Origin of the sequence: Caballeronia sp. GAWG1-1, from assembly GCF_023631465.1 — a bacterium.
Classification (GTDB): Bacteria; Pseudomonadota; Gammaproteobacteria; order Burkholderiales; family Burkholderiaceae; genus Caballeronia.
The window spans coordinates 108,555-129,960 of record NZ_JALQDB010000006.1; the positions used below are offsets into that span (position 1 = coordinate 108,555).

Annotated in this window: 22 protein-coding genes, 1 other RNA gene and 1 riboswitch; of the genes, 12 read left to right on the forward strand and 11 right to left on the reverse strand. The window is 64.3% G+C overall.

Annotated elements, in window-relative coordinates; all coding sequences use genetic code 11:
* Positions 1 to 55 precede the first annotated feature (55 nt).
* Together NCT03_RS03150 and lgt are read left to right on the forward strand one after the other, a co-directional pair.
* Positions 56 to 991 (forward strand): LysR family transcriptional regulator, encoded by a 936-nt coding sequence (locus tag NCT03_RS03150; protein WP_244827258.1) that lies wholly within the window; start codon positions 56 to 58, stop codon positions 989 to 991.
* Between the two features lie 37 nt (positions 992 to 1,028).
* A complete protein-coding gene (gene lgt / locus NCT03_RS03155) occupies positions 1,029 to 1,925 on the forward strand; it encodes a prolipoprotein diacylglyceryl transferase (protein ID WP_250491981.1) in 897 nt (298 codons plus the stop codon).
* Positions 1,926 to 1,952: 27 nt separating this feature from the next.
* On the opposite strand, the gene NCT03_RS03160 is transcribed toward lgt, so the two are convergent.
* From NCT03_RS03160 to NCT03_RS03180, 5 genes are all read right to left on the reverse strand, one after another.
* Positions 1,953 to 2,684, reverse strand: a complete 732-nt coding sequence (locus NCT03_RS03160) for an SIMPL domain-containing protein (RefSeq protein WP_244827260.1) — start codon at positions 2,682 to 2,684, stop codon at positions 1,953 to 1,955.
* A 93-nt stretch (positions 2,685 to 2,777) separates the two neighbouring features.
* Positions 2,778 to 3,236: an EVE domain-containing protein gene (locus tag NCT03_RS03165; protein ID WP_250491911.1), complete on the reverse strand. Its 459-nt coding sequence runs from the start codon at positions 3,234 to 3,236 to the stop codon at positions 2,778 to 2,780.
* 77 nt (positions 3,237 to 3,313) lie between these two features.
* Positions 3,314 to 3,496: non-coding RNA, 6S RNA (ssrS, locus tag NCT03_RS03170), on the reverse strand.
* 122 nt (positions 3,497 to 3,618) lie between these two features.
* Positions 3,619 to 3,933, reverse strand: a complete 315-nt coding sequence (locus tag NCT03_RS03175; protein ID WP_244827262.1) for a cell division protein ZapA — start codon at positions 3,931 to 3,933, stop codon at positions 3,619 to 3,621.
* Positions 3,930 to 4,316: an ATPase gene (locus NCT03_RS03180; RefSeq protein WP_244827263.1), complete on the reverse strand. Its 387-nt coding sequence runs from the start codon at positions 4,314 to 4,316 to the stop codon at positions 3,930 to 3,932. The genes NCT03_RS03175 and NCT03_RS03180 overlap by 4 nt, the downstream gene beginning before the upstream one ends.
* 236 nt (positions 4,317 to 4,552) lie before the next feature.
* A riboswitch (cobalamin riboswitch) is annotated at positions 4,553 to 4,876 on the forward strand.
* Between the two features lie 86 nt (positions 4,877 to 4,962).
* Here NCT03_RS03180 and NCT03_RS03185 point away from each other — a divergent pair.
* The 6 genes from NCT03_RS03185 (at position 4,963) to cobC (ending at position 11,117) form a co-directional block, all read left to right on the forward strand.
* The gene (locus NCT03_RS03185) at positions 4,963 to 6,840 is read left to right on the forward strand and encodes a TonB-dependent receptor domain-containing protein (protein ID WP_250491912.1); all 1,878 of its coding nucleotides are present in this window, start codon (positions 4,963 to 4,965) and stop codon (positions 6,838 to 6,840) included.
* 26 nt (positions 6,841 to 6,866) lie between these two features.
* Complete coding sequence (locus tag NCT03_RS03190) at positions 6,867 to 7,865, forward strand: FecCD family ABC transporter permease (RefSeq protein ID WP_244827975.1); 999 nt, start codon at positions 6,867 to 6,869, stop codon at positions 7,863 to 7,865.
* On the forward strand, positions 7,862 to 8,644 hold the full coding sequence (locus tag NCT03_RS03195) for an ABC transporter ATP-binding protein (protein WP_250491913.1): 783 nt from the start codon (positions 7,862 to 7,864) through the stop codon (positions 8,642 to 8,644). The genes NCT03_RS03190 and NCT03_RS03195 overlap by 4 nt, the downstream gene beginning before the upstream one ends.
* Positions 8,645 to 8,654: 10 nt before the next feature.
* A complete protein-coding gene (gene cobT, locus NCT03_RS03200) occupies positions 8,655 to 9,707 on the forward strand; it encodes a nicotinate-nucleotide--dimethylbenzimidazole phosphoribosyltransferase (protein WP_250491914.1) in 1,053 nt (350 codons plus the stop codon).
* An 88-nt stretch (positions 9,708 to 9,795) separates the two neighbouring features.
* Positions 9,796 to 10,557, forward strand: coding sequence for an adenosylcobinamide-GDP ribazoletransferase (locus NCT03_RS03205; RefSeq protein ID WP_250491982.1), 762 nt, complete (start codon positions 9,796 to 9,798; stop codon positions 10,555 to 10,557).
* Entirely contained in the window at positions 10,542 to 11,117 is a 576-nt protein-coding gene (gene cobC, locus NCT03_RS03210) for an alpha-ribazole phosphatase family protein (RefSeq protein WP_250491915.1), read from the forward strand. Before NCT03_RS03205 ends, cobC begins: the two co-directional genes overlap by 16 nt.
* 17 nt (positions 11,118 to 11,134) lie before the next feature.
* Here the strand turns inward: cobC and NCT03_RS03215 are convergent, their stop codons facing one another.
* The 4 genes from NCT03_RS03215 to cobU all read right to left on the reverse strand — a co-directional run bounded on the left by NCT03_RS03215 (position 11,135) and on the right by cobU (position 14,809).
* On the reverse strand, positions 11,135 to 12,004 hold the full coding sequence (locus NCT03_RS03215; protein WP_250491983.1) for a cobalamin-binding protein: 870 nt from the start codon (positions 12,002 to 12,004) through the stop codon (positions 11,135 to 11,137).
* A 232-nt stretch (positions 12,005 to 12,236) separates the two neighbouring features.
* Entirely contained in the window at positions 12,237 to 13,241 is a 1,005-nt protein-coding gene (cobD, locus tag NCT03_RS03220; RefSeq protein WP_250491916.1) for a threonine-phosphate decarboxylase CobD, read from the reverse strand.
* Between the two features lie 53 nt (positions 13,242 to 13,294).
* A complete protein-coding gene (gene cbiB, locus NCT03_RS03225; RefSeq protein WP_250491917.1) occupies positions 13,295 to 14,236 on the reverse strand; it encodes an adenosylcobinamide-phosphate synthase CbiB in 942 nt (313 codons plus the stop codon).
* A 6-nt stretch (positions 14,237 to 14,242) separates the two neighbouring features.
* Positions 14,243 to 14,809, reverse strand: a complete 567-nt coding sequence (gene cobU / locus NCT03_RS03230; RefSeq protein WP_250463546.1) for a bifunctional adenosylcobinamide kinase/adenosylcobinamide-phosphate guanylyltransferase — start codon at positions 14,807 to 14,809, stop codon at positions 14,243 to 14,245.
* 55 nt (positions 14,810 to 14,864) lie between these two features.
* Between cobU and NCT03_RS03235 the strand changes: the two genes are divergently transcribed.
* The 3 genes from NCT03_RS03235 to NCT03_RS03245 all read left to right on the forward strand — a co-directional run bounded on the left by NCT03_RS03235 (position 14,865) and on the right by NCT03_RS03245 (position 19,683).
* A complete protein-coding gene (locus tag NCT03_RS03235; RefSeq protein ID WP_250491918.1) occupies positions 14,865 to 16,337 on the forward strand; it encodes a cobyric acid synthase in 1,473 nt (490 codons plus the stop codon).
* Positions 16,338 to 16,462: 125 nt separating this feature from the next.
* Entirely contained in the window at positions 16,463 to 17,236 is a 774-nt protein-coding gene (locus tag NCT03_RS03240) for a hypothetical protein (RefSeq protein WP_250491919.1), read from the forward strand.
* A gap of 236 nt (positions 17,237 to 17,472) precedes the next feature.
* Positions 17,473 to 19,683 carry a TonB-dependent receptor gene (locus tag NCT03_RS03245; protein ID WP_250491920.1) on the forward strand — a complete coding sequence of 737 codons (2,211 nt, stop codon included), beginning with the start codon at positions 17,473 to 17,475 and terminating at the stop codon, positions 19,681 to 19,683.
* A 48-nt stretch (positions 19,684 to 19,731) separates the two neighbouring features.
* On the opposite strand, the gene NCT03_RS03250 is transcribed toward NCT03_RS03245, so the two are convergent.
* Complete coding sequence (locus NCT03_RS03250) at positions 19,732 to 20,148, reverse strand: PaaI family thioesterase (RefSeq protein ID WP_250491921.1); 417 nt, start codon at positions 20,146 to 20,148, stop codon at positions 19,732 to 19,734.
* 193 nt (positions 20,149 to 20,341) lie between these two features.
* Here NCT03_RS03250 and NCT03_RS03255 point away from each other — a divergent pair, with 193 nt between their 5' ends.
* Complete coding sequence (locus NCT03_RS03255) at positions 20,342 to 20,968, forward strand: nucleotide-binding protein (protein ID WP_244827276.1); 627 nt, start codon at positions 20,342 to 20,344, stop codon at positions 20,966 to 20,968.
* Positions 20,969 to 21,019: 51 nt separating this feature from the next.
* On the opposite strand, the gene panD is transcribed toward NCT03_RS03255, so the two are convergent.
* Positions 21,020 to 21,406: an aspartate 1-decarboxylase gene (gene panD / locus NCT03_RS03260; protein WP_244827277.1), complete on the reverse strand. Its 387-nt coding sequence runs from the start codon at positions 21,404 to 21,406 to the stop codon at positions 21,020 to 21,022.

Below are 21,406 nucleotides of genomic sequence, written 5' to 3' on the forward strand. Positions count from 1 at the left end.
TCGATGTATCTGTCCAATATATTATTCAGGGTCTATTGAGTCGCAAAACATATCGATGCCAGTCGAACTCCGCCTGCTGCGCTACTTCGTGACCGTCGCCGAGGAGATGCACTTCGGCCGCGCCGCCGCGCGCCTCGCCATGACGCAGCCGCCGCTCTCGCAGGCCATCCGTGCGCTGGAAGACGCGCTCGGCGTCGTGCTGTTCGAACGCACGCGGCGCACGGTCGAACTGACGCCGGTTGGCCGCGATCTGTTGCCCGAGGTGCGCCGCCTGCTTGCCGCCGCCGACGCCTTGCGTCCGCTCGCGCAGTCGCTTTCGCGCGGCGAGGCGGGCGTGCTCTCGCTCGCGTTCGTCTCCACGGCGGATTACGGCCTTTTGCCAGCGTTACTGCGCGAATTCAATGCGCGTTATCCGGGCGTGCGTCTGCAACTCACGGAAGCCACCAGCGACGTTCAGATAGACGAACTCGTGGCCGGCCGTATCGATGCCGGTCTCGTGATTCCGCCGCTGCCGCCGCGTCACGCCATGACGCTTTCGTATCTGCCGATTGCGCGCGAGCCGCTCGTCATCGCCATGTCGACGGATGCCGCGCAGGAACTCGGGCAGGGCGCCGCCGAATGGACCGAGACGCCCGTCGATCTGCACGACTTGGCCAGCGCGCCGCTCGTCGTCTTTCCAAGGCGTCTCGCGCCGGGTTTGTATGACATCATTATGGGCTGCTACGGCGCGGCCGGTTTGACGCCGCGCATCGGACAAGAGGCGATACAGATGCAGACCATCGTGAGCCTCGTGTCCGCCGGCATGGGTGTCGCGCTCGTGCCGCAGTCGGTGCGGCATCTGCGGCGCACGGGCGTGGTGTATCGCCCGTTGCGTGAACCGGGGCCCGTGGTCGAAACCGGGCTCGTGTGGCGCGCGGCCGAAGTGAGTCCGGTGTTGAGCCGGCTCATCGAGATCGTGCGCGCGCAGGCTGCTGCCGTCGTTGCCGTATGATTCGCCTTTGAAGTTCGCCTGGCTCTTCCATTACACGATGCTCATACATCCCAATTTCGATCCCGTCGCGATCCATCTCGGACCGCTCGCCGTGCGCTGGTACGGCCTCATGTATCTCGTTGCGTTCATTTCGGCCATTGCCATCGGCAGATTGCGTCTGCGCTTGCCGCATGTCGCCGCGCAAGGCTGGACCGTCAAGGACATCGACGACATGCTGTTTTACGGCGTACTCGGAACGATTCTCGGCGGCCGCATTGGCTATGTGGTGTTCTACAAGGCGAGTTATTACTTCGCGCATCCGCTCGATATCTTCAAGGTGTGGGAAGGCGGCATGTCGTTTCACGGCGGCTTTCTCGGCGTGACGCTCGCGATGGTCTTGTTCGCGTTTCAGCGCAAGCGCACGTGGCTGCAGGTGACGGATTTTGTCGCGCCGATGGTGCCGCTCGGACTGGCGGCGGGGCGTCTCGGCAACTTCATCAACGGTGAGTTATGGGGCCGCGTGACCGACCCGGCCGCACCCTGGGCCATGCTCTTCCAAAACTCCACCAACGACGACGCCATCTGGCTCGCGAAGCATCCGCAGTTCGATGCGCAATACAATCTCTCGGAGATTTTCTCGCGCTATCACATGCTGCCGCGCCATCCGTCGCAGTTGTATGAAATCGCGCTGGAAGGGCTCGTGCTGTTTGCGGTGATCTACCTCTTCGCGCGCAAACCGCGGCCGGTGGGCGCAGTGTCGGCGTTGTTTCTGATCGGTTATGGGCTTGCGCGCTTCACGGTGGAATTCGCGCGCGAGCCGGATGATTATCTCGGACTCCTCGCGCTCGGCTTTTCGATGGGCCAATGGCTCTCGCTGCCAATGATCGCCGCGGGCATCGTCATGATGGTGTGGGCGTACAAACGTCAGAAACGCGTGTCCGGCAACGCGGCGTAAATCACGCCGCGTTCTCCGGCACAGCAGTTATCGCCCCATTTGCACCGAACCCGACACGTCGACGGTCACCGTCGTCGTGCCGGCTTCGAGCGCCATCGGCGCGCCGACCTTCGCGTCCGCGCCAAGCGAGCGGGCCTGCATCATCATCACCGGGCGCGGACCCGCGCCGCTGTGGCCCACGTTCACTTCGCGGATCGTGAAGTTGGCGTAGCCGAACGCCTGACTCGCGGCCTGCGCTTCCTTGCGGAACGACTCGATGGCCTGCGTCGAGAGCTTCTGCTCGGCGGCGCGCTGCGCTTCGGGCGACAGCGAGAACGCGACGCTGCCGACTTGCATGGCGTTACTCATCTTGCCCGCGAGCTTGGACGCCGCCGCGAAGTCATGCGATTCCAGCACGACCTCCGTGCGGCCGCGCCACGCGGAGATCTTGCCGTCGCGATCCGTGCTCGGATAAACCGTGAACGAGCCGCTTTTCGCGGTCACGTTGTCGACGCCTTTTGCTTCGCGCAATGCGGCTTCGGCGCGCTGATTGAGCGTGGTGGTGAGCGACGATGGATCGGCCGCTTCCTGCTCGTAGAACAGCGTGATGTTGACGACATCTTGCGGCACTTGCGCGCTGGCTTGCGCGGATAGCGAAAGCACGCCGGATGGCTGCGGATTGGTGATTACCGTCTGAGCGGCGGCCGAAAGCGGAAGCGTGAGCGCGGCGCTCGACATCGCGACGAAGGCGAGGGCGGCGGCGGTTTTCTTGTCGATCATCTAAGGACTCCGAGTGCAAGAGCATCGCGTGATTCGCGACCGCACTTAGGCGCTTCGTTCGTTCCCTTAGTTCCCTTGAACGATTCGCGCGCCCTAGACCAGACGCTCGGTTATGAAGCGCCACTGCGCCTCGGTCACGGGCGTGATCGACAGCCGATTACCGCGCGCCAGCACTTGCATGTCGGCGAGTTCCGCGTGTTCGCGCAATGTCGCGAGCGGAATCAACGGCGTCTTCTTGACGAAGCGCACATCGACGAGCATCCAGCGCGGCGTCTCCTGCGTGGACTTGGCGTCGAAGTACGGGCTTTTGGCGTCGAACTGAGTGGGATCGGGATAGGCCGTAGAACAGACTTTGGCGATGCCCGCAATGCCCGGCTCCGGGCAACTCGAATGATAGAAGAGCACGCCGTCGCCGACTTGCATCTGGTCGCGCATGAAGTTGCGCGCCTGATAGTTGCGCACGCCCGTCCACGGGAGGGTTTTCTTCGGCGCGTGCGCGAGATGATCGATGCTCGCTTCGTCCGGTTCGGACTTCATCAGCCAGTAGCGCATGATGGATTCGGCAACGGGGTTTTGAAACGGGCTCGACAAAAGCAAACGGCATCGGTATGAACCGATGCCGCTGGAGTAGGGTCCCCACCTCGGCCGCTAGGCCGGCATCCTGAACCTGGGTTCAAGATTGGTCGCAGTAAGCAACACTTCGGGTACATCAGACAGAGTGACGCGCGCGCCCGTGCTGCAAGTTTCCACAACCGTGCCAATGTAGCATTGGTTCAAGGAATATATGACCTTGGCGAACCAGGCAGGGAGTAGTCACTCTACACCAATCGAATGTCTAATGCAGCCTCTCGACACCAATTGCGCAGTTTCTTTTTTCGATTGACATCGCGCGACCGATTAGCGTTCGCCAAGGAGCGGCGTCGCGGCACTTCGGTCACTGCACTTCATACTGCGCGATGACAGCACCAAGCTGTTCGTTCATGGAGTGCATCGTGCGGCGAATTTCCTCGGCGGGGAAGGCCTCGCCATGACGCACGCTTTCTTGCAGCCTCAGCAATTCGGAAGCGAGTGAAAGCGCGGCCATCACCGCAATGCGGTCTTGCCCGCGCACGTTGCTTGCATTGCGCACCTTGTTCATCTCGGCGTCGACGCGTGCCACCGCTTCACGCAGCGCGCCTTCGGTTTCCGGCGAACAGGCGAGGCGATATTGCTGGCCGAGAATGGATACTTCGATCTGCGTGGTCGTCATGCCTTCTCTCCGTGATGATGCTCACTGTGCTCTCCCGCGTGCGCATGCTCGTGCGCGGCTTGCACATCGTGAGAACGGGCATCGAGGAGATCGAGCTGATTTTCCGTCTCGGCATGATTCGCGGACTTGCCGCGCGGCAACTTTTCGAGAATCGCGTTCAGGCGGACCTGCGCGTCGTCGATCTTGGCCGAGAGGGAATCGCGTTCGGCTTGCAGCGTGTCGCGCTCCTCGCGCATTTGCACGAGCTCTGCCTGCACGTTCGCGTAGTCGCTACGCAGTTGTTCGATTTGTGCTTCAAGCGCGAGACGCGCCTGATTGTGCCGCTCGCTGATCTGGATCAGCCGGCCGATATTTCCTGACAGTGATTCGAGTTCGTTGAGCATGTGCTGCGTCCTCTAAAGACCTCGCATTCTAGCGCGGTTCAACGGAGCTTCCGATAATTGTCTCGTTTCGAGACGTAACAGCACGCGATCATGCGTGCATCGCGATGCATTCGTGTGTGGAAAGCGCGGGCGCTGCCGATGCGATGCGACGGCGGGTTCTAGTTGGGTTCGTCGTGAGCCGTGTGTCTTGCGATGATCGGCCAGGGTCGTTTCTTGACGGTCCTGAATCGCGCTCCTACACTTGCCGCACTTTTGGTGCTCGCGTCCGCATTCTTTTGCGGGCGCAGTCAAACGGGAAACAGGAAGCGGCGCCGCCAAGGCCACGCCAACCTGTGCTGCCCCCGCAACGGTAAGCGACCGCAACGCAAGTTGCAAGTCGTCCCTTGCGCGTTTTTCGCCGCGCCGTCGTGTGAGTTTGCTTGCGAGTCTGTCTGATTCGCAAGAATCCGCCGCTCGACGCAGGCAAGGCGAAGAACGTGTCGATGCCACTGCGCTTCATGCGTGGGAAGGCGGGACGGTGTGTCGCCAGCCCGGATACCGGCCAACTGTTCAGCGCGTTCGTCTGTTCGCATTCGAGCGCGCTCGTCGCGCATTGGCCTTGCGGGGAGCGAGGTCGCGCCAGCCTACGCATGGGAACATTTCACGCATGGTATCGCCACTTGCCCGACACGCGGGCAGACGCAAAACGATCGAACGCGCCGCGCTCGTCGCCCTCAACACATGGCTGCTCGCTCATGAAGCGCTCGCGGACGAAGCCTCGCAACCGCCGCTCGCACCCGTCGTCGTGACCGCGACGCGCACCGCGCAACCTCTCGCCGATACGATCGCGCAGACTTCGCTCTTCGACGCCCAGGATATCGCCGATAGCAATGCCTACGACGCGCTCGGCGTCATCGGTCTTGCGCCCGGCGTGCAGGTGACGCGCAATGGCGGCCCGGGAGCGAATGCAAGCGCGTTCATACGCGGCGCGTCCTCGACGCAATCGCTCGTTTTAATCGACGGCGTGCGTGTGGAGTCCGCATCGCTCGGCTCGGCGCAGCTTGCGCAGATCATGCCGGATCAGATCGACCGCATCGAAGTCGTGAACGGCAACGTGTCGGCGCTGTACGGCTCGGGCGCGATCGGCGGCGTCGTGCAGATCTTCACGAAAGACGGCGAGGCGCATCCGCCGCGCTTCTACTTCGAGACGGAATACGGCAGCTATCACACGCAGCGGCAAGCGGCGGGCGTTTCCGGCGCGCTCGATAGCGAAGGCCGCACGACCTTCAGCTTCAACGTATCGCGCGAGAAGACCGATGGTTTCTCGTCGATCGATCCCGCGCTCGCGCCCAACGCCAATCCGAACGCGAACGGTTATCTGAACGAAAGCGTCGTGGCCACGCTGCGCCACAAGTTCGGCGACAAATGGGACGTGGGCGTGCGCTTCTATCAGTCGAACGGCATCGACAGTTTCGACGATGCCTACGGCTTGCCCGGCGATCTCAACGATTCGCACAGTCGCGTGCGGTCGACATCGGTGTTTGCGAACGGCCGTATCACGGACCAGTGGACCACGCATTTCACGGTCGCGCAGGGACAGGACCGCGCGAACATCGAGCAGAACGGCATCTATACGAGCCGCTTCAATTCCGAGGATCGCCAGTATCTGTGGCAGAACGACTTTCGCCTGACGGAGGCGCACAAGCTCCTGTTCGGTTACGAGCATCTCGACCAGACGCTCGATTCGGATCAGTTCAGCGCGCCGGATCGTCACGTGAATTCGGTGTACGCGGGCTATGTGGGACGCTTCGGTTCGAGCGAAGTGCAGGCCAATCTGCGCCACGACCAGTATTCCGATTTCGGCGGCGCGAACAGCTACTATCTGGGCTACGCGTACAACATCGACACGCACTGGCGCGCGAGCGCGAGTTACGCGGCGTCGTTCCGCGCGCCGAGCTTCGACGATCTCTACTATCCGTTCAGCGGCAATCCGTCCATTCAGCCCGAGCGCAGTCATTCGGTGGAAGCGGCGCTGCAGTACGCATCGGACCAAGTGGGCGTGCTGCGCGTGACGGCGTTTCAGACGCGCTATTCGAATCTGATCGATTACGTATCGGACGGCAGCGGCTTCTATATCGCGCAGAACGTCGGACGCGCGAAGGTGCAGGGCGTCGAGGGATCGTGGGCAGGGCATGTCGGCGCCACTGATTTGCGCGCGGGCGTGACGTTCCAGAATCCCGTCGATGAAACCGGCAATCAGGACCTGACGCGCCGTGCGCGGCGTTTCGCGAGTTTCAGCGCGCATCGCTCGATAGGAAGCTGGCGCGTGGGTGGCGAGTGGATCGTGAGCGGTGCGCGCAGCGATTACGATTCGACGCTCGCGGGCTATGGCGTCGTGAATCTGTCGGCGCGCTATGACATCACGAAGTCGTGGTACGTGAGCGCGCGTGTCGACAACCTCTTCGACCGGAACTATGAACTGGCTTATTCGTACAACACGCCGAGGCGCGGCGCTTATGTCACGCTCGGCTGGCGCCCGTCGTGAGCGACACCGTTGACCTGCGCCGCGCGATGAACGCGAAACGCGCGTTAGGCATCTGGGCTGCGCTCGGGCTTGCCGCGTTGCTTGTGTTCATGGCGTCGCTCGCGCTCGGCAGCGTCGCGTTGCCCTTGCCGCGCGCCATCGCGGCGTTGCTGCACGCGCATGCGGCCGCGCCCGATATCGCCGATGACATCGTGCTCACCTTGCGTTTGCCGCGCGCGCTTGCGGGTTTCGCTTCGGGCGCCTTGCTCGCGCTTTCCGGCGCGCTGCTGCAAGTGCTGTTGCGCAATCCGCTGGCCGAGCCGTACGTGCTCGGCGTATCCGGCGGCGCGGCGACCTTCGCGCTCACGGCGATGCTCGCGTCGCTGCCGTGGTGGGGCATCGATCTGGCGGCGTGCGCGGGCGCGTTCGCATCCATCGTGCTGGTGCTCGGACTCGCGCGACGCGACCTGTGGCACGGCGATCGCGATGCCTCGCCGCGTCTTCTGCTGACAGGTGTCGTGATAGCGGCGGGCTGGGGCGCGCTCATCACGTTGATCCTCAGTATTGCGCCGGAGAATCGCTTGCGCGGGATGATCTTCTGGCTGACGGGCGACCTGAACGGCGCAGCTACGCCGTGGCCCGCGCTGATCGCGCTCGTCGTCGCGATGATCGTCGTCGTGCCGCTCGCGCCGCAACTCAACGTGCTGTTGCGTGGCGATACGGCCGCGCGTTCGCTCGGCGTGCCTGTCTCGCGCGTGCGGCTGTCGGTGTATCTCGTCGCATCGCTTGCGGCAGCGGCGGCTGTCACGACGGCGGGCACCATCGGCTTCGTTGGGCTCGTCGTGCCGCATTTATTGCGGCTCGCGTTCGGCAACGATCAGCGCATGCTCGTGCCGGCGTCGGCGCTGGCGGGCGGCCTCGCGGTGATGAGCGCCGATCTCGTCGCGCGCACGGCGATCGCGCCCGCGCAATTGCCGGTGGGTGTGGTGACCGCACTCGTCGGCGTGCCGATGTTCCTGTGGATGCTGCTGGCGAGACCGCGATGACCCTGCATATCGAACACGTCAGCTTGCGCGCGGGCGCACGCACGCTCGTGGAAGACCTCACGCAAAGTATCGGCGCGGGCGAGATGTGGTGCATAGCCGGGCCGAACGGCGCGGGCAAGACCACGCTGATTGGCGTGCTCGCGGGTTTGACAAAGCCGGCCGAAGGCGCGATATCGCTCGATGGCCGCGCACTCGCATCCTGGCGCGCGGCGGATCTCGCACGCGCGCGCTCGCTGATGCCGCAAAGCTCGCACGATGCCTTCAGCGCGACCGTACTCGACACCGTGCTGCTGAACCGCTTTCCGTATGTCACGGGCTGGGGCTGGGAGAGCGCCGAAGACCGCGCTGCCGCGCATGCCGCGCTCGATGCGCTCGGTCTTCTATCGTTCGCCTCGCGCGATGTCCTGACATTGTCGGGCGGCGAACGGCAACGCGTGACGCTCGCCGCCGTGCTGTGCCAAAACACACCGCTCTTGCTGCTCGACGAACCGCTCGCGCATCTGGACCTGCATCATCAAATCGATTGTCTGCACGTACTGGCCGACGCCGCGCGCAAGTCGGGCCGCACGGTGATTTTCTCGTGTCACGATCTCAATCTCGCGCGGCGCTTTTCGACGCACGCGCTTTTGCTCGATGGCAAGGGCGGCGCGCACGCCGGTCTCGTCGCGGACGTGCTCACGCCTGGACGCGCGAGCGCCGCGTTCGGCTATCCGCTAGCCTTGATTCGCGATGGCGAGCACGAAGCGCTCGTGCCGTCCATTCCCGTTGCACGCACCTGAAGGATTGCCGATGTCAAACGCCCACGACTTGCCCACGCCCCGCGCGCCAGACCGTTCGCGCGAAGCCGAACTGCAACGCATCATCGATACGAAAACGAAGCCGCCGGGCAGCCTCGGTCGGCTCGAAACGCTCGCGCTGCAAATGGGCGTGATTCAGCGCACGACGAAGCCGCGCATCGAGCGCCCGGCGATGATCGTGTTTGCGGGCGATCACGGTATCGCGGCTGAGGGCGTGAGTCCGTATCCGCAAGAAGTGACCGCGCAGATGGTCGCGAATTTTCTGGCGGGCGGCGCGGCGATCAACGCGCTGTCGCGTTCGGTCGGCATGACGCTCGAAGTGGTCGATGCGGGCGTGGCGACACCGATTCCCATCGATAGCGGCTACGAGCGTCTGTCGCTCGGCCTCGGCACGCGCAACTTCGCGAAGGAAGCGGCGATGTCGCGCGAGACCGCGCTCGAAGGCATCGCGCGCGGCGCGGCGCGTGTGCGGCATCATGCGGCGCTCGGTACGAACGTGATCGGCTTCGGCGAGATGGGGATTGCGAACACGTCGGCGGCGGCGTGCCTGATGAGCCGTCTGTGCGGTGTGCCCATTGGCGAATGCGTCGGACGCGGCACGGGTCTCGACGATCGCGGCCTTGCGCACAAGCGCGATGTGCTCGGCCGGGCGCTCGCGTTGCATGCGGCCGAAGGCGATGCAATCGACACGCTCGCGACGTTCGGCGGCTTCGAAATCGCGATGATCGCGGGTGCGTGTCTCGCTGCGGCGGACGCGGGCATGACGATTCTCGTCGATGGCTTCATCGCGACTTCCGGCCTGCTCGTCGCGGCGAAGATCGCACCCGAGGTGCTCGACTACTGCGTGTTCGCGCATGCGTCGAACGAGGCGGGGCATCGGGGCATGCTCGCGCATCTGCATGCGGAGCCGCTGTTGCAACTCGACATGCGGCTTGGCGAAGGCACGGGCGCGGCGCTCGCGTTGCCGATCCTGCGCGCGGCCGTTGCGTTCGTCGGTGAGATGGCGAGCTTCGAGGCGGCGGGTGTCACGGATAAGCGAGAGTGACGGCGATGAGCATCATCCGCAAGCGCTGCACGAGGTCGGGGCGCGTCACTGCGTTCAGGCGCGCGGGCGTCTCGACCCGCTTGCCGCAATGACCCGTCCGCTCGACGAACTGCGCTACTTCTTCACCGCGCTCGGTTACTTCACGCGCGTGCCGGTTCCGCGTTGGGTTGGCTTCGAGCGCGCTTATTTGAACGCGGCGGCGCGTTATTTTCCGCTCGTCGGCGTGATGGTCGGCGGTATTGCCGCGCTCGTCTTGCTCGCGGCGTTGCGCGTGCTTCCGTTGGGCGTTGCCGTGTTGCTGTCGATGGCCGCCACGCTCGTTCTGACCGGCGCGTTCCACGAAGACGGTCTTGCCGATTGCGCCGATGCCTTCGGCGGCGGCTATACGCGCGATGACGTGCTGCGCATCATGCATGACTCGCGCATCGGGGCGTTCGGCGCGATTGCGCTCGTCATTGCACTGGCGCTCAAGTGGCAGACGCTTGCGAGCACGCCGCCGCTCATTGCCGCATGGTTGCTGATCGCCGCGCACGCCGCGAGCCGCGTTTTCGCCATCAGCTATCTCGTCACGCTCGACTATGTGCGCGCCGAGGGCAAGGCGAAGCCAGTCGCACAGCGCATGAGCGCGGGCTCGTTTCTGATTGCGATGATTTTCGGCGTGCCGTGGCTCTTTGTCATCGACTGGAAATTCGCCTGCCTGACGCTCGCGTTGCTCACGGTGCTGCGCTGGGCGATGGGACGTTACTTCGTCAAGCGCATCGGCGGCTATACGGGGGATTGTCTCGGCTTCGCGCAACAGGCGTTCGAACTGGCCATTTATCTCATCGGGCTCGCATGGATCTCGTACTGATCCGGCATCCAGCCGTGCGCGTCGATGCAGGCGTGTGCTACGGCCAGACCGATGTTCCCTTGCTGCGCGATGTGAATGCATCGGCTTGCGCTCTGAAGGCGCGCATGCTGTCGCTGAACGTGCCCGCGTGCGTCGATGGCTGGCATTCGAGCGGACTCGTGCGATGTGCATCGCTGGCCTCGGCGTTGAGCGGTGGCATCGCGCCTCACGTCGATGCGCGCCTCGCCGAGATGAACTTCGGTGCATGGGAAGGGCGCGCGTGGGATGCGATCGATCGCGCGCTGATCGATGCCTGGGCCGCGGATATCGAACACGCGAGGCCGCACGGCGGGGAGAGTCTCGTGCAGTTCGCCGGGCGCGTGGAGGCCTGGTTGCGCGATATCGAGCGTGCCGACCGGCCGGTGCATGTGATCGCGCATGCTGGCGTCATGCGCGTGCTGACAGCGCATATGCTCGGGATGGAGCGCGCGAGCGTGTTGCAATGGCCGATCGAATTCGGCGCGATCGTGCAGTTCAGGCGCGTGAGAGGGAAGTGGCTGCTGGTGCGGTGGAATGCCTGAGGGCAGGGCCGCTTCGGTCACTTTTCGCGACGCCCGCGCGCTTGCTCCAGGTCCCTGCAAAGCTCGGCCGCGCCCAGCGCGATGCGCGGCGTCGGCCGATTGATCAGATCGCCATCGATACCGAAGAGGTTGCCGCGCGCCACCGCGGTGAGCGAACCCCATCGCTTCCATCGATCGAGTGCGGGCAATGCGCGATTCGGCGTCGTCGCGCCGGGCGTCGCGGTGACGATGGCTTCCGGGTTCGCCGCGAGCACGGCTTCGGTCGAGATGGTCGGCACGCGCGTGTCGTTCGCGGCGAAGACGTTGACGCCGCCGCACAACGCGATCACTTCGCTGAACACGTTGTCGCGGTTGAGCGTCATGAGCGGGTCGTCCCACACCTGATAAAACACGCCGACCGGCGGACGGTGTGCATAACGCGTCCGCAGACTGCCGATATCGCGCGTGAATGCAGCCGACGCCGCGCGTGCGTTCGCTTCCGTGCCGAGCAACGCGCCGAGCCGGTCGATGTTGCTCGCGATATCGTCGAGATGGCGCGGTTCGCTGAAGAAGATCGGAATGCCGAGCGCTTGCAGCCGATCCATCTGCCGCGCCGCATTGCCATGCCGCCATACGACGATCAAGTCCGGATGCAATGCGACGATGCGCTCCAGATCGAGCGCCTTGTTGTCGCCGACGCGCGGGATAGCCTGCGCTTCCTTCGGATAATCGCTATATGTCACCGCGCCGACGATACGCGACCCGCCGCCCGCCGCGAACAGCAATTCGGTGACATGCGGAGCGAGACTCACGACCCGCGTGGCGGGTGTCGCGAGCGTGATGCTGGCGCCGCTGTCGTCGGTGACGGTGATGGCGGCGAAAGAGGGCGATGCGCTCAGCGTCAATATCGTTGCGAGAAGGACATGCGGAACGGCGTGTCGAAGCGAATGCGCGGCGAACGCGCGCAGACCTCGGTTGCTTGCGCGCCGGAGCAAGCCGATTTGCGCAGCCAAGGTGCGCAAGACGAGTTCTAAGCCCACGCGCAAACCTCCGGGAGAGAGCGTTCAAGCTGCGCCCGATTGACTTCACTGCCAAGCAAGCCGATCTGCGCAGCCAAGGTGCGCCAGAAAGATTTCGACGTCACGCGCAAACCTCCGCCATCGCTCGTTCAAGCCGCGCCCATTCTCCTTCGCTGCCTGGCAAGCCGATGCGCAAACGCGGCGTCATCCCAGCCGGATCGAAGAGCCGCGTCCAGATACCGCGCGTGGCAAGCGCATGCTGCAAGCCGCTCGCATCCAATGTCTGGAACGACGTAAAAAGCGGCGTCGCACGCGCGTCGAACCCATGACGCGCGATAAGCGCCGCGAGCCGTGCGCCATCGCGCTGCAAGCGTTCGCGGGTTTCCCGTTGCCACGCGCGATCCTCGAAAGCCGCCCGCACCGCGTGACGCGCGGGGCCGCTGACGGTCCATGCACCCAGCGCATCGGTGAACATGGCGATCACATCGGGTGCGGCAAGCACGAAGCCCGCGCGAATTCCCGCGAGCCCGAAGAACTTGCCGACCGAGCGCAGGACGACAAGCCCCGCATCCGCGCTGCGATCGGCAAGAGACTCGGCCGGATCGACATCGGCGAATGCTTCATCGACGATCAACGTACCGCCGCGCGATGCCAGCTTCGCATGCCAATGCAGCAAGACGTGGCGCGGGAGACGCTCGGCGGTCGGGTTGTTCGGATTGGCGACGATCACGTGCTCGACGGCATTCGGCAACGTGTCGGCATTTACATCGAGCGGTACGACCGAGTGGCCCGCGCGCACGAACGCCGGCGCGTACTCGCCATACGTCAACGGTGCGATGGCCGCCGTGCCCTTCTTCAAGAGCCACGGCAAGGCGCGAATCGCGGCCTGCGAACCCGCGACGGGCAGCGCGAGCGGCGCGCCGTAATGAGTCGCGGCGAGTTCGGCGAGACCATCGGCGTCTTCGGGCAAACGGCGCCAGGCATCGGGCGGAATGGGCGGGACCGGATAGCCTAAAGGGTTGATGCCCGTCGAAAGATCGAGCCAGTCGTCGAGCGCGATGCCGTATCGACGCGCGGCTTCGCGCAGATTGCCGCCGTGACGGATGGGACGCAGTGGATCAGACATGATGGCGTGTGGAAGGCGCGAAGTGATGGACGCGTCGAATCGAAACAGAAGAATCACCCATGTCCGGACGCGCTCATCAAGGCAAAGACGAGCAGGATGGCAAGCCACAGCAAGATCGAACGCTCGACGAGCCGCAACGCCGCGACCACGTGCCTCGGCGTGGCCTCATGACCCGCGCCGAGCGTCGGACGCGCTTCGAGCACGCCGTGATAAACCGCCGCGCCGCCAATCAGCACATTGAGGCTGCCCGCGCCCGAGGCCATCACCGGCCCTGCGTTCGGACTGTCCCACGCACGCGCCTGCGTGCGCCAGCAATGCCAGGCCATGCGCGTGTCGCCCGCGAGCGCGTAGCTCGCCGCCGTGAGGCGCGCGGGAATGAAGTTGAGCACATCGTCGATGCGCGCCGCCGCCCAGCCGAAGCGCAGGTAACGCGGCGTGCAATAACCCCACATCGCGTCGAGCGTATTGGCGAGGCGAAACGCGAGCGCGCCCGGCCCGCCCGCGATCACGAACCAGAAGAGCGCCCCGAAGATCGCATCGTTGCCATTTTCGAGCGCGGATTCGACGGCCGCGCGCGAAAGGGCGTTCTCGTCGGCTTGCGAGGTATCGCGCGACACGATCCGCGAGGTGAGCTTGCGCGCGCTTTCGAGGTCGCCGAGCGAGAGGGCGCGGGCAATCGGCGCAATGTGCTGACGCAAGCTCTTGGCGCCTAGCGCAAACCACACCAAGATCACATGCACGGCCGCGGCATACGCGGGCGGCAGCACGCTCACGAGCGCCCATGCGACCAACACCGGCGGCACGACGGCCGCAAGCCACGCAAGCATGCCCGCCGGCCGCGCCCGATGCCCCGTGTTCATGCGCGCTTCGAGCTTCGTCGCATATCGCCCGAAGGCGACGAGCGGATGCCGCGTGCGCGGCTCGCCGAACATGCGATCGACGATCACGCCGAGCACCGCGAGCAAGGACATCGAGTAAAAGGAAAGCAGGAGCATCGCCGGTCAGCCTTTCAGCGCGATCGGCAGACCCGCGACCATCAGCGTCGTGCGCGTGCTTGCGGCGGCGACGCGTTGATTCAATCGGCCGAGCTCATCGACATAAAGGCGCGTGACGGAACCGAGCGGCACCACGCCCAAGCCGATTTCGTTCGATACCACGATGACCGTGCCGCGCACGGCGGCGAGCGCTCGGTCGAAGGCATCGAAGGCATCGGTGGCCTCGCGCGGCAGTGACGCGTTCTGCGCGTCGGCATTATCGGTTGTGAAGAGCAGATTGGCGAGCCAGAGCGTCAGGCAGTCGATGAGCACGCACGCGCCCGGCCTGTCCGCGTCGCGCACGGCATCGGCAAGACTGAGCGGCGCTTCGACGAGCGTCCAGTGCGCGGGCCGTCTTTCGCGATGATGCCGCACGCGCTCGGCGAACTCGGCGTCGCTGCCGACGCGCGCAGTCGCGATGTATGTCACGGGCAAACCGCTCTCGTTGGCAAGGCGTTCGGCGTGCGCGCTTTTGCCCGAACGAGCGCCGCCGAGAACGAAGATGAGGTTGCGTGGAGAGTGGGTCGTGGTCATCGCAATATTGTACCGGCGGGCTAAGATGCAGGCTTTCACCCGAGGACCGCATTCCATGTCTTTCGCGCCGCGCGGCACGCTGATGATTCAGGGCACGACTTCCGATGCCGGCAAGAGCACGCTCGTCGCGGGCCTGTGCCGGCTCGCGCGGCGCGGCGGCGTGAAGGTCGCGCCGTTCAAGCCGCAGAACATGGCGCTCAACAGCGCGGTCACCGTGGATGGCGGCGAGATCGGCCGGGCGCAGGCGCTGCAGGCAATCGCGGCGGGCGTGCCCGCGCGCATCGACTTCAATCCGGTGCTGCTCAAGCCGACGAGCGATCGAGGCGCGCAAGTGATCATCCACGGTCACGCGCAAGCGAATCTGGACGCGCGGGCGTATCACGAATACAAGCGCACCGCGTTCGATGCCGTGCTCGCGTCCTACGCGCGGCTCACGGCCGAATTCGACGCGGTGATCGTCGAAGGCGCGGGCAGTCCCGCCGAAATCAATCTGCGCGATCGCGATATCGCCAACATGGGGTTCGCGGAACGAGTCGATTGTCCGGTCGTGCTGGTGGCGGACATCGATCGCGGCGGCGTGTTCGCGCATCTCGTCGGCACGCTCGCGTGTCTTTCGGAAAGTGAGCGGGCACGAGTGCGCGGCTTCGTCATCAACCGGTTTCGCGGCGATATCGGCTTGCTGACACCGGGGCTCGAATGGCTCGAAACGCAGACCGGCAAGCCGGTTCTCGGCGTCTTGCCGTATCTGCATGGCCTCACGCTCGATGCCGAGGACATGCTGCCGTCGCAGGCGCGGTCGCGCGGCGCGGAATCGACGCTGAAGGTGATCGTGCCGGCGTTGCCGCGCATCAGCAATCACACGGACTTCGATGCGCTGCGGGCGCATCCGCAAGTCGATTTCGAGTACGTTCGGCCGGGCATGGCGCCGCCGCCCGCCGACTTGATCGTGTTGCCTGGGTCGAAAAGCGTGCAGCGCGATCTGGCGTGGCTGCGTTCGAACGGCTGGGAGCGGGCGATCGAGCGGCATCTGCGCTACGGCGGCAAGGTGCTGGGCATCTGCGGCGGCATGCAGATGCTGGGGCGCACGGTCGACGATCCTTCGGGCGTCGAAGGCGCGGCGGGTTGTGTCGATGGCCTGGGGCTGCTCGATCTCGCCACCGTGCTCACGCCCGACAAGCAGCTCGCAAACGTGACGGGGCGGCTTGTCATCGACGGCAAGGAGGCGCCCGTGCGCGGCTACGAGATTCATATGGGACGCACGAGCGGCGCGGCGCTCGCGCGGCCGGCGGTGGCGCTCGACGACGGCCGCTTCGACGGCGCGGTGTCGCAAGACGGGCAGATCGCGGCGACGTATCTGCATGGCCTCTTCGATACACCCGAAGCCTGTGCCGCGTTGCTCGCGTGGGCCGGCGTGAACGATGCCGCGCCGCTCGACTATCCGGCGTTGCGGGAGGCGTCGCTCGACCGGCTCGCGGATTCGTTCGAGCAGGCGCTGGATCTGAAGGCGGTGCTGGCGGCGTTCGCTTAAGGACGAGCTGCCGCGGGACGTGCTTTTCCGCATTCAAGTTTTGCGGCAGCGGTCCGTTATCTGATTGTCGGCACGCCGTGACGAGCGGCGGCCTGTGCTCAATCCGATACCAAGAACACGCTCTCATGAAACTTCGCTCCAAGCTTATGCTGCTCGTATTGCCCGTCCTCGCTGCTTGCGGTGGCGGCGGCGGCGACGACAAGACCTGCACGACCGACCTCGGTAATCTGCAGAAATCGTGCGTAACGAATCCGTCGCATACGCTTCCTGAAGGCTTCTGGTACGGCTCGGTGAATTCCGGGCAGTCGCTCGCGGCGCAGACCATCGTCCTCGAATCGGGTCAGTACTTCAGCATCTATTCGCGAGACGGCTCGTTCGTCTGGCTGATCGAAGGCATCATGACGGCGACCGATGGCGCGTTCAGCGACGCGTCGACGGTAGGTTTCCACGAAGCAGGCGCGATCCGTGCCGGCTCGCTCAGCGGCAACTTCACGCAGAAGAGCACGCTCACCGCGACCACCTCGCTCTATGTTCCGCCCGATACCGCCGCCACCGCGTACAACGGCAACTACAACGCGACGTACGACACGCCGATCGCCATCAACGACGTGGCGCGCACCTGGACGAGCGCATCGGGCGTCTCGCCGATCTCGTCGATCACCTTCGCGGCGGACGGCACGGCCAAGGGCACGCAGAACGCCTGCACGTTCACGGGCAGCTTCAAGCCACGCTCGACCGGCAAGCATCTGCTCGATGGCACCTTGAACTTCGCGGGCGGCGCGTCTTGCACGCTCAATAACGTGTCGATGCCCGTGGAGGCCACGGTCGTCAACGGACAGCTCACCGTCGTCGGCGTCACGACGCAGCGAGATCAGGCGTTCTATCTGTCGGGACAGTGAGCCTGTTGCTAGCTTCCTAAAATCCCGGTTCCTTGCTTAGGATTTAGCCCGCCGCGCGCGGGCTTTTTCTCGTCCAGTGTGCCGTCACGCCTCGCACACGTCGCAGCACGACAACAGTTTCTGATACGACAAATACAATTTTTGTACCGTCCGTTTAATAGACACTTTACAATTGTTAACGATTCGCATTTACGCGCTCAGACGGCTCAATTTACCTTTTCGAATATCCACGCCTTATGTCACGATCGGTCACCCAGCAAGAAGTCAGTCGCCGCACTGCGGTATCGAAGGCGGTAGAACGTCTTTTCGTGGGACTGGTCGCCGCCGCCGCAATGCAGGCGAGCGCTTACGCGCAGGGCGCGCCGGCGGCGGACGGCACCTCGGCCGATAGCGCCAGTGCTGCTCAATCGACGACCTTGCCCGCCGTGATGGTCAAGGGATCGGCGGCGCCCGGCGATCTGCCCGCGCCCTATGCAGGCGGACAAGTGGCGCGCGGCGGCAGCATCGGCGTGCTTGGAACGGCGAACGTGATGGACCAGCCTTTCAGCACGACCAATTACACCGAGCAGATGATCCAGGACACGCAGGCGCGGACCATCGGCGACCTCGTCGTCAACAACGCGTCGGTGCGCACGGAGCAAAGCGGCGGCGGTTTCGGCGACGTGTTCCAGATTCGCGGCTTCGACGTCCAGCCGACCGATGTCGCGCTCAACGGCCTCTACGGCATGGTCTCGGCGGCGCGCGTGCCGGTCAACCTGCTCGAACGCGTCGAAGTGCTGCAAGGCCCGGGATCGCTCATGTACGGCATGGGACCGGGCGGCAGCGTCGGCGGCGCGATCAACATCGTCACCAAGCGCGCCGACGATACCCCGCTCACGCGGCTCACCGCGCTGTATCAATCGAAGAGCCAGTTCGGATTTGCCGCCGATATCGGCCGCCGCTTCGGCGATGAAGGCCAGTGGGGCGTGCGCTTCAACGGCCAGATCAAGGACGGGCAGACCGGCATTGCGCACGGCAACCAATTGCAGGGCGACAGCGCGATCGGCCTCGACTATCGCGGCAAACAGTTGCGTTGGTCGTTCGACGCCTACAACGTCTCCGAGAACACCGACGAGTACCGCTCGCAGATCGGTTTCGGCACCGCGACCGCCGTGCCCGCCGTGCCTTCGGCATACAACAATCTCTATCCCGGCTCGAAGCTCAAGCTGCGCGATTCGGCCGTCATGACGCGCGCCGAGTACGACATCAACCAGTACGTGACCGTGTACGGCGCGGCGGGAGAGCATTACGGCACGTCGCAGCAGAACTTCCCGTATGCGGCGGGCATGACGGCGGCGGGCGAGTTCAGCGCCTATAACGGCTATTACGACCAGTACACGCGCACCAAGACCGTCGATGCGGGCCTGCGCTTTCACTTCGATACCTTCGGCGTCAAGCACACGCTGGTCACGGGCGTGACGAGCCTGAATCAGGAGATCGGCTACTTCTACGCGCTGGGATCGACCGCGGTGGCGTCCAATCTCTATTCGCCGTCGCCCCTTGCACCCGTCGATACCCCGCGCGGCGACATGCAGCGCAGCAGCCAGACGCGTCTGAACAGTCAACAGGTCATCGATACGATGTCGTTCTTCAACGACCGCGTGCTGCTGACGGGCGGTTTCCGTCGTCAGACGATCGGCCAGGACAATTACGATCCGACCACGGGCGCGCAGCAAAGCTCGCTCGACCAGCAGGCGATCTCGCCGCTCGCGGGCATCGTGATCAAGCCGCTCTCGAATGTTTCCGTGTACGGCAACTTCACGTCGGGTCTTTCGAATGGCGGCACGGCGCCGGCGGGCACCGCGAACGCGGGCCAGGCGTTTGCGCCGTACAAGTCGAACCAATACGAAGCGGGCGTGAAGGCGGATTGGGGCCGCGTGCTGACATCGGTTTCGGTGTTTCAGATCTCGCAGCCCAACGCCGTCACCGATCCCACCACGAATTTCTACGGCTACAACGGCAAGACGCGCGTGCGCGGTCTCGAACTGGCTGCTTACGGCGAAGTGTTCCGCAGTCTGCGCCTGATGGCGAGCGCGACGTTCTACGATCCGAAGGTTTCGGGCACGGCGGGCGGCACGCAGGACGGCAACGATCCGGGCGGCGTGCCCAAGTTCGCCTTCAACCTCGGCGCGGATTACGACTTGCCGTGGGTGCCGGGCCTGAGCGTCAACGGGCGGATCATCCATACGGGCGCGCAGTACTACGATTCCAGCGATACCTTGCGCTTGCCGTCGTGGACGCGTTACGACGTCGGCGTGCGTTACGGAATGCGCATCGCGAAGAAGGACGTCGTGTTTCGCGCCAACGTCGAGAATCTCTTCGGCAGCCGGTACTGGATGCAGCAGGGCACCTACGTGACCAACGCCGCGCCGCGGACCTTGCTGATTTCCGCGCAAGTCGATTTCTGATCGCGACTTGAAAAGCCGGGACAGTCGCGCCGCTGTCCGGCTTTTCCGTCAATAAAGAATCATCTGCGTACACCGGAACATGGCGATCAGCTTTCCTTCGCCATTGGTGACGCTTGCATCCCACACCTGCGTGCTTCGTCCGGCATGCACGGCCGTCGCCCGCGCGACGATCTTCCCTTCACGCGCCGTCGACACGTGATTGCTCTTCAATTCGAGCGTCGTGAAATTCTGCGCGTTCTCCGGTAAATGAGCGATGCACGCGTATCCGCAACAGGTATCCGCCAGGCCGACGACCGTTGCCGCATGCAAAAAGCCATTGGGCGCGAGTAACTCCGGCCGGATGACGAGTTCGCCCGTCAACGCGCCTTCTTCGAGTGAGATCAGTTGCACGCCGAGCAACTCGGGCAGACGGCCCTTCTGACGGTTGCGAAGAAAGTCGAGCGTCACATCGGAACGAAGGGGCATGGCGGTCGTTTAGAAGAGAGGGGAAGAAAAGGAAAGGGTAGTCCGTTCGGCCAGCGCGTCGCGTGAGCGCCGTTTTGCCGATAATATCAACGGCTCGAAATCATGTATCGGTTCCTAAAACGAAACCGCGCGCAGGCGTATCCCGGCGAAGGGCGTCGAAATCAAGCGCGTCGAACAATCTTCTGGACAATTCATGACCGTGATCGTGGTGGCAAATCCGAAGGGCGGCGTCGGGAAAAGCACGCTCGCAACCAATCTGGCCGGGTGTTTCGCGGCAAACGGCGAGTGGGTCGCGCTCGCCGATCTGGACAAGCAGCGCTCCTCGCACGCGTGGCTTTCGCTGCGCCCGGACACGCTGCCAAGAATCGAAGAATGGAATCTCGACGTCGACGCGCCCGCCAAGCCGCCCAAGGGCCTGGAAAAAGCCGTCGTCGATACGCCCGCCGGAGTCCACGGCAACCGGCTCGCGCTCGCGCTGGATATTGCCGACAAGGTGATCGTGCCGCTGCAACCGTCGATGTTCGACATCCTTGCCACGCAAGACTTTCTGTCGAAACTCGCGAAGGAAAAGGCGGTGCGAAAGGGCGCGATTCAGGTCGGCGTCGTCGGCATGCGGGTGGACGCGCGTACGCGCTCGGCGGAACAACTGCATCGTTTCGTGGAAAGTCTCGACTTGCCCGTCCTCGGCTTTTTACGCGACACGCAAAACTACGTGCAACTCGCCGCGCACGGACTCACGATCTGGGACGTCGCCAAAAGCCGCGTGGAGAAGGACCTGGAGCAGTGGCAACCCATCATCGAATGGGTCAGCAAAAAATAAGGCCGGCGGCCCTTTCGGAGCGCCGGCCAAGTCGCGGATGAATTCGGACGATCAGGTCCAGTTCTGCGTCGGCACGTGATCGCGGTTGCCCTTGATGCGGTTCGCTTCATCGACGAAGACGAGGTCCGGCTTCCAGCCCGCCGCGATCTCTTTTTCGTCGACGGCCGCAAAAGCCGCAATGATCACGAGGTCGCCCAACTGCGCGCGCCGCGCCGCCGAGCCGTTCAGCGAGATCATGCCGCTGCCGCGCTCGCCCTTGATGGCATAAGTGGTCAGGCGCTCGCCGTTGTTCACGTTCCAGATGTCGATCTGCTCGTTCTCCAGCAGATTCGCCGCTTCGAGCAGATCCTCGTCGATTGCGCACGAGCCTTCGTAGTGAAGCTCGCAATGCGTGACCGTCGCGCGGTGGATCTTCGATTTGAGCATGGTGCGCTGCAT

Excerpts from the sequence above, each read along its gene's own strand:
- NCT03_RS03150 (WP_244827258.1), top strand. The coding sequence starts at position 56 with ATGCCAGTCGAACTCCGCCTGCTGCGCTACTTCGTGACCGTCGCCGAG.
- lgt (WP_250491981.1), top strand. The coding sequence starts at position 1,029 with ATGCTCATACATCCCAATTTCGATCCCGTCGCGATCCATCTCGGACCG.
- NCT03_RS03160 (WP_244827260.1), bottom strand. The coding sequence starts at position 2,684 with ATGATCGACAAGAAAACCGCCGCCGCCCTCGCCTTCGTCGCGATGTCG.
- NCT03_RS03165 (WP_250491911.1), bottom strand. The coding sequence starts at position 3,236 with ATGCGCTACTGGCTGATGAAGTCCGAACCGGACGAAGCGAGCATCGAT.
- NCT03_RS03175 (WP_244827262.1), bottom strand. The coding sequence starts at position 3,933 with ATGACGACCACGCAGATCGAAGTATCCATTCTCGGCCAGCAATATCGC.
- NCT03_RS03180 (WP_244827263.1), bottom strand. The coding sequence starts at position 4,316 with ATGCTCAACGAACTCGAATCACTGTCAGGAAATATCGGCCGGCTGATC.
- NCT03_RS03185 (WP_250491912.1), top strand. The coding sequence starts at position 4,963 with ATGGTATCGCCACTTGCCCGACACGCGGGCAGACGCAAAACGATCGAA.
- NCT03_RS03190 (WP_244827975.1), top strand. The coding sequence starts at position 6,867 with ATGAACGCGAAACGCGCGTTAGGCATCTGGGCTGCGCTCGGGCTTGCC.
- NCT03_RS03195 (WP_250491913.1), top strand. The coding sequence starts at position 7,862 with ATGACCCTGCATATCGAACACGTCAGCTTGCGCGCGGGCGCACGCACG.
- cobT (WP_250491914.1), top strand. The coding sequence starts at position 8,655 with ATGTCAAACGCCCACGACTTGCCCACGCCCCGCGCGCCAGACCGTTCG.
- NCT03_RS03205 (WP_250491982.1), top strand. The coding sequence starts at position 9,796 with ATGACCCGTCCGCTCGACGAACTGCGCTACTTCTTCACCGCGCTCGGT.
- cobC (WP_250491915.1), top strand. The coding sequence starts at position 10,542 with ATGGATCTCGTACTGATCCGGCATCCAGCCGTGCGCGTCGATGCAGGC.
- cobD (WP_250491916.1), bottom strand. The coding sequence starts at position 13,241 with ATGTCTGATCCACTGCGTCCCATCCGTCACGGCGGCAATCTGCGCGAA.
- cbiB (WP_250491917.1), bottom strand. The coding sequence starts at position 14,236 with ATGCTCCTGCTTTCCTTTTACTCGATGTCCTTGCTCGCGGTGCTCGGC.
- cobU (WP_250463546.1), bottom strand. The coding sequence starts at position 14,809 with ATGACCACGACCCACTCTCCACGCAACCTCATCTTCGTTCTCGGCGGC.
- NCT03_RS03235 (WP_250491918.1), top strand. The coding sequence starts at position 14,865 with ATGTCTTTCGCGCCGCGCGGCACGCTGATGATTCAGGGCACGACTTCC.
- NCT03_RS03240 (WP_250491919.1), top strand. The coding sequence starts at position 16,463 with ATGAAACTTCGCTCCAAGCTTATGCTGCTCGTATTGCCCGTCCTCGCT.
- NCT03_RS03245 (WP_250491920.1), top strand. The coding sequence starts at position 17,473 with ATGTCACGATCGGTCACCCAGCAAGAAGTCAGTCGCCGCACTGCGGTA.
- NCT03_RS03250 (WP_250491921.1), bottom strand. The coding sequence starts at position 20,148 with ATGCCCCTTCGTTCCGATGTGACGCTCGACTTTCTTCGCAACCGTCAG.
- NCT03_RS03255 (WP_244827276.1), top strand. The coding sequence starts at position 20,342 with ATGACCGTGATCGTGGTGGCAAATCCGAAGGGCGGCGTCGGGAAAAGC.
- panD (WP_244827277.1), bottom strand. The coding sequence starts at position 21,406 with ATGCAGCGCACCATGCTCAAATCGAAGATCCACCGCGCGACGGTCACG.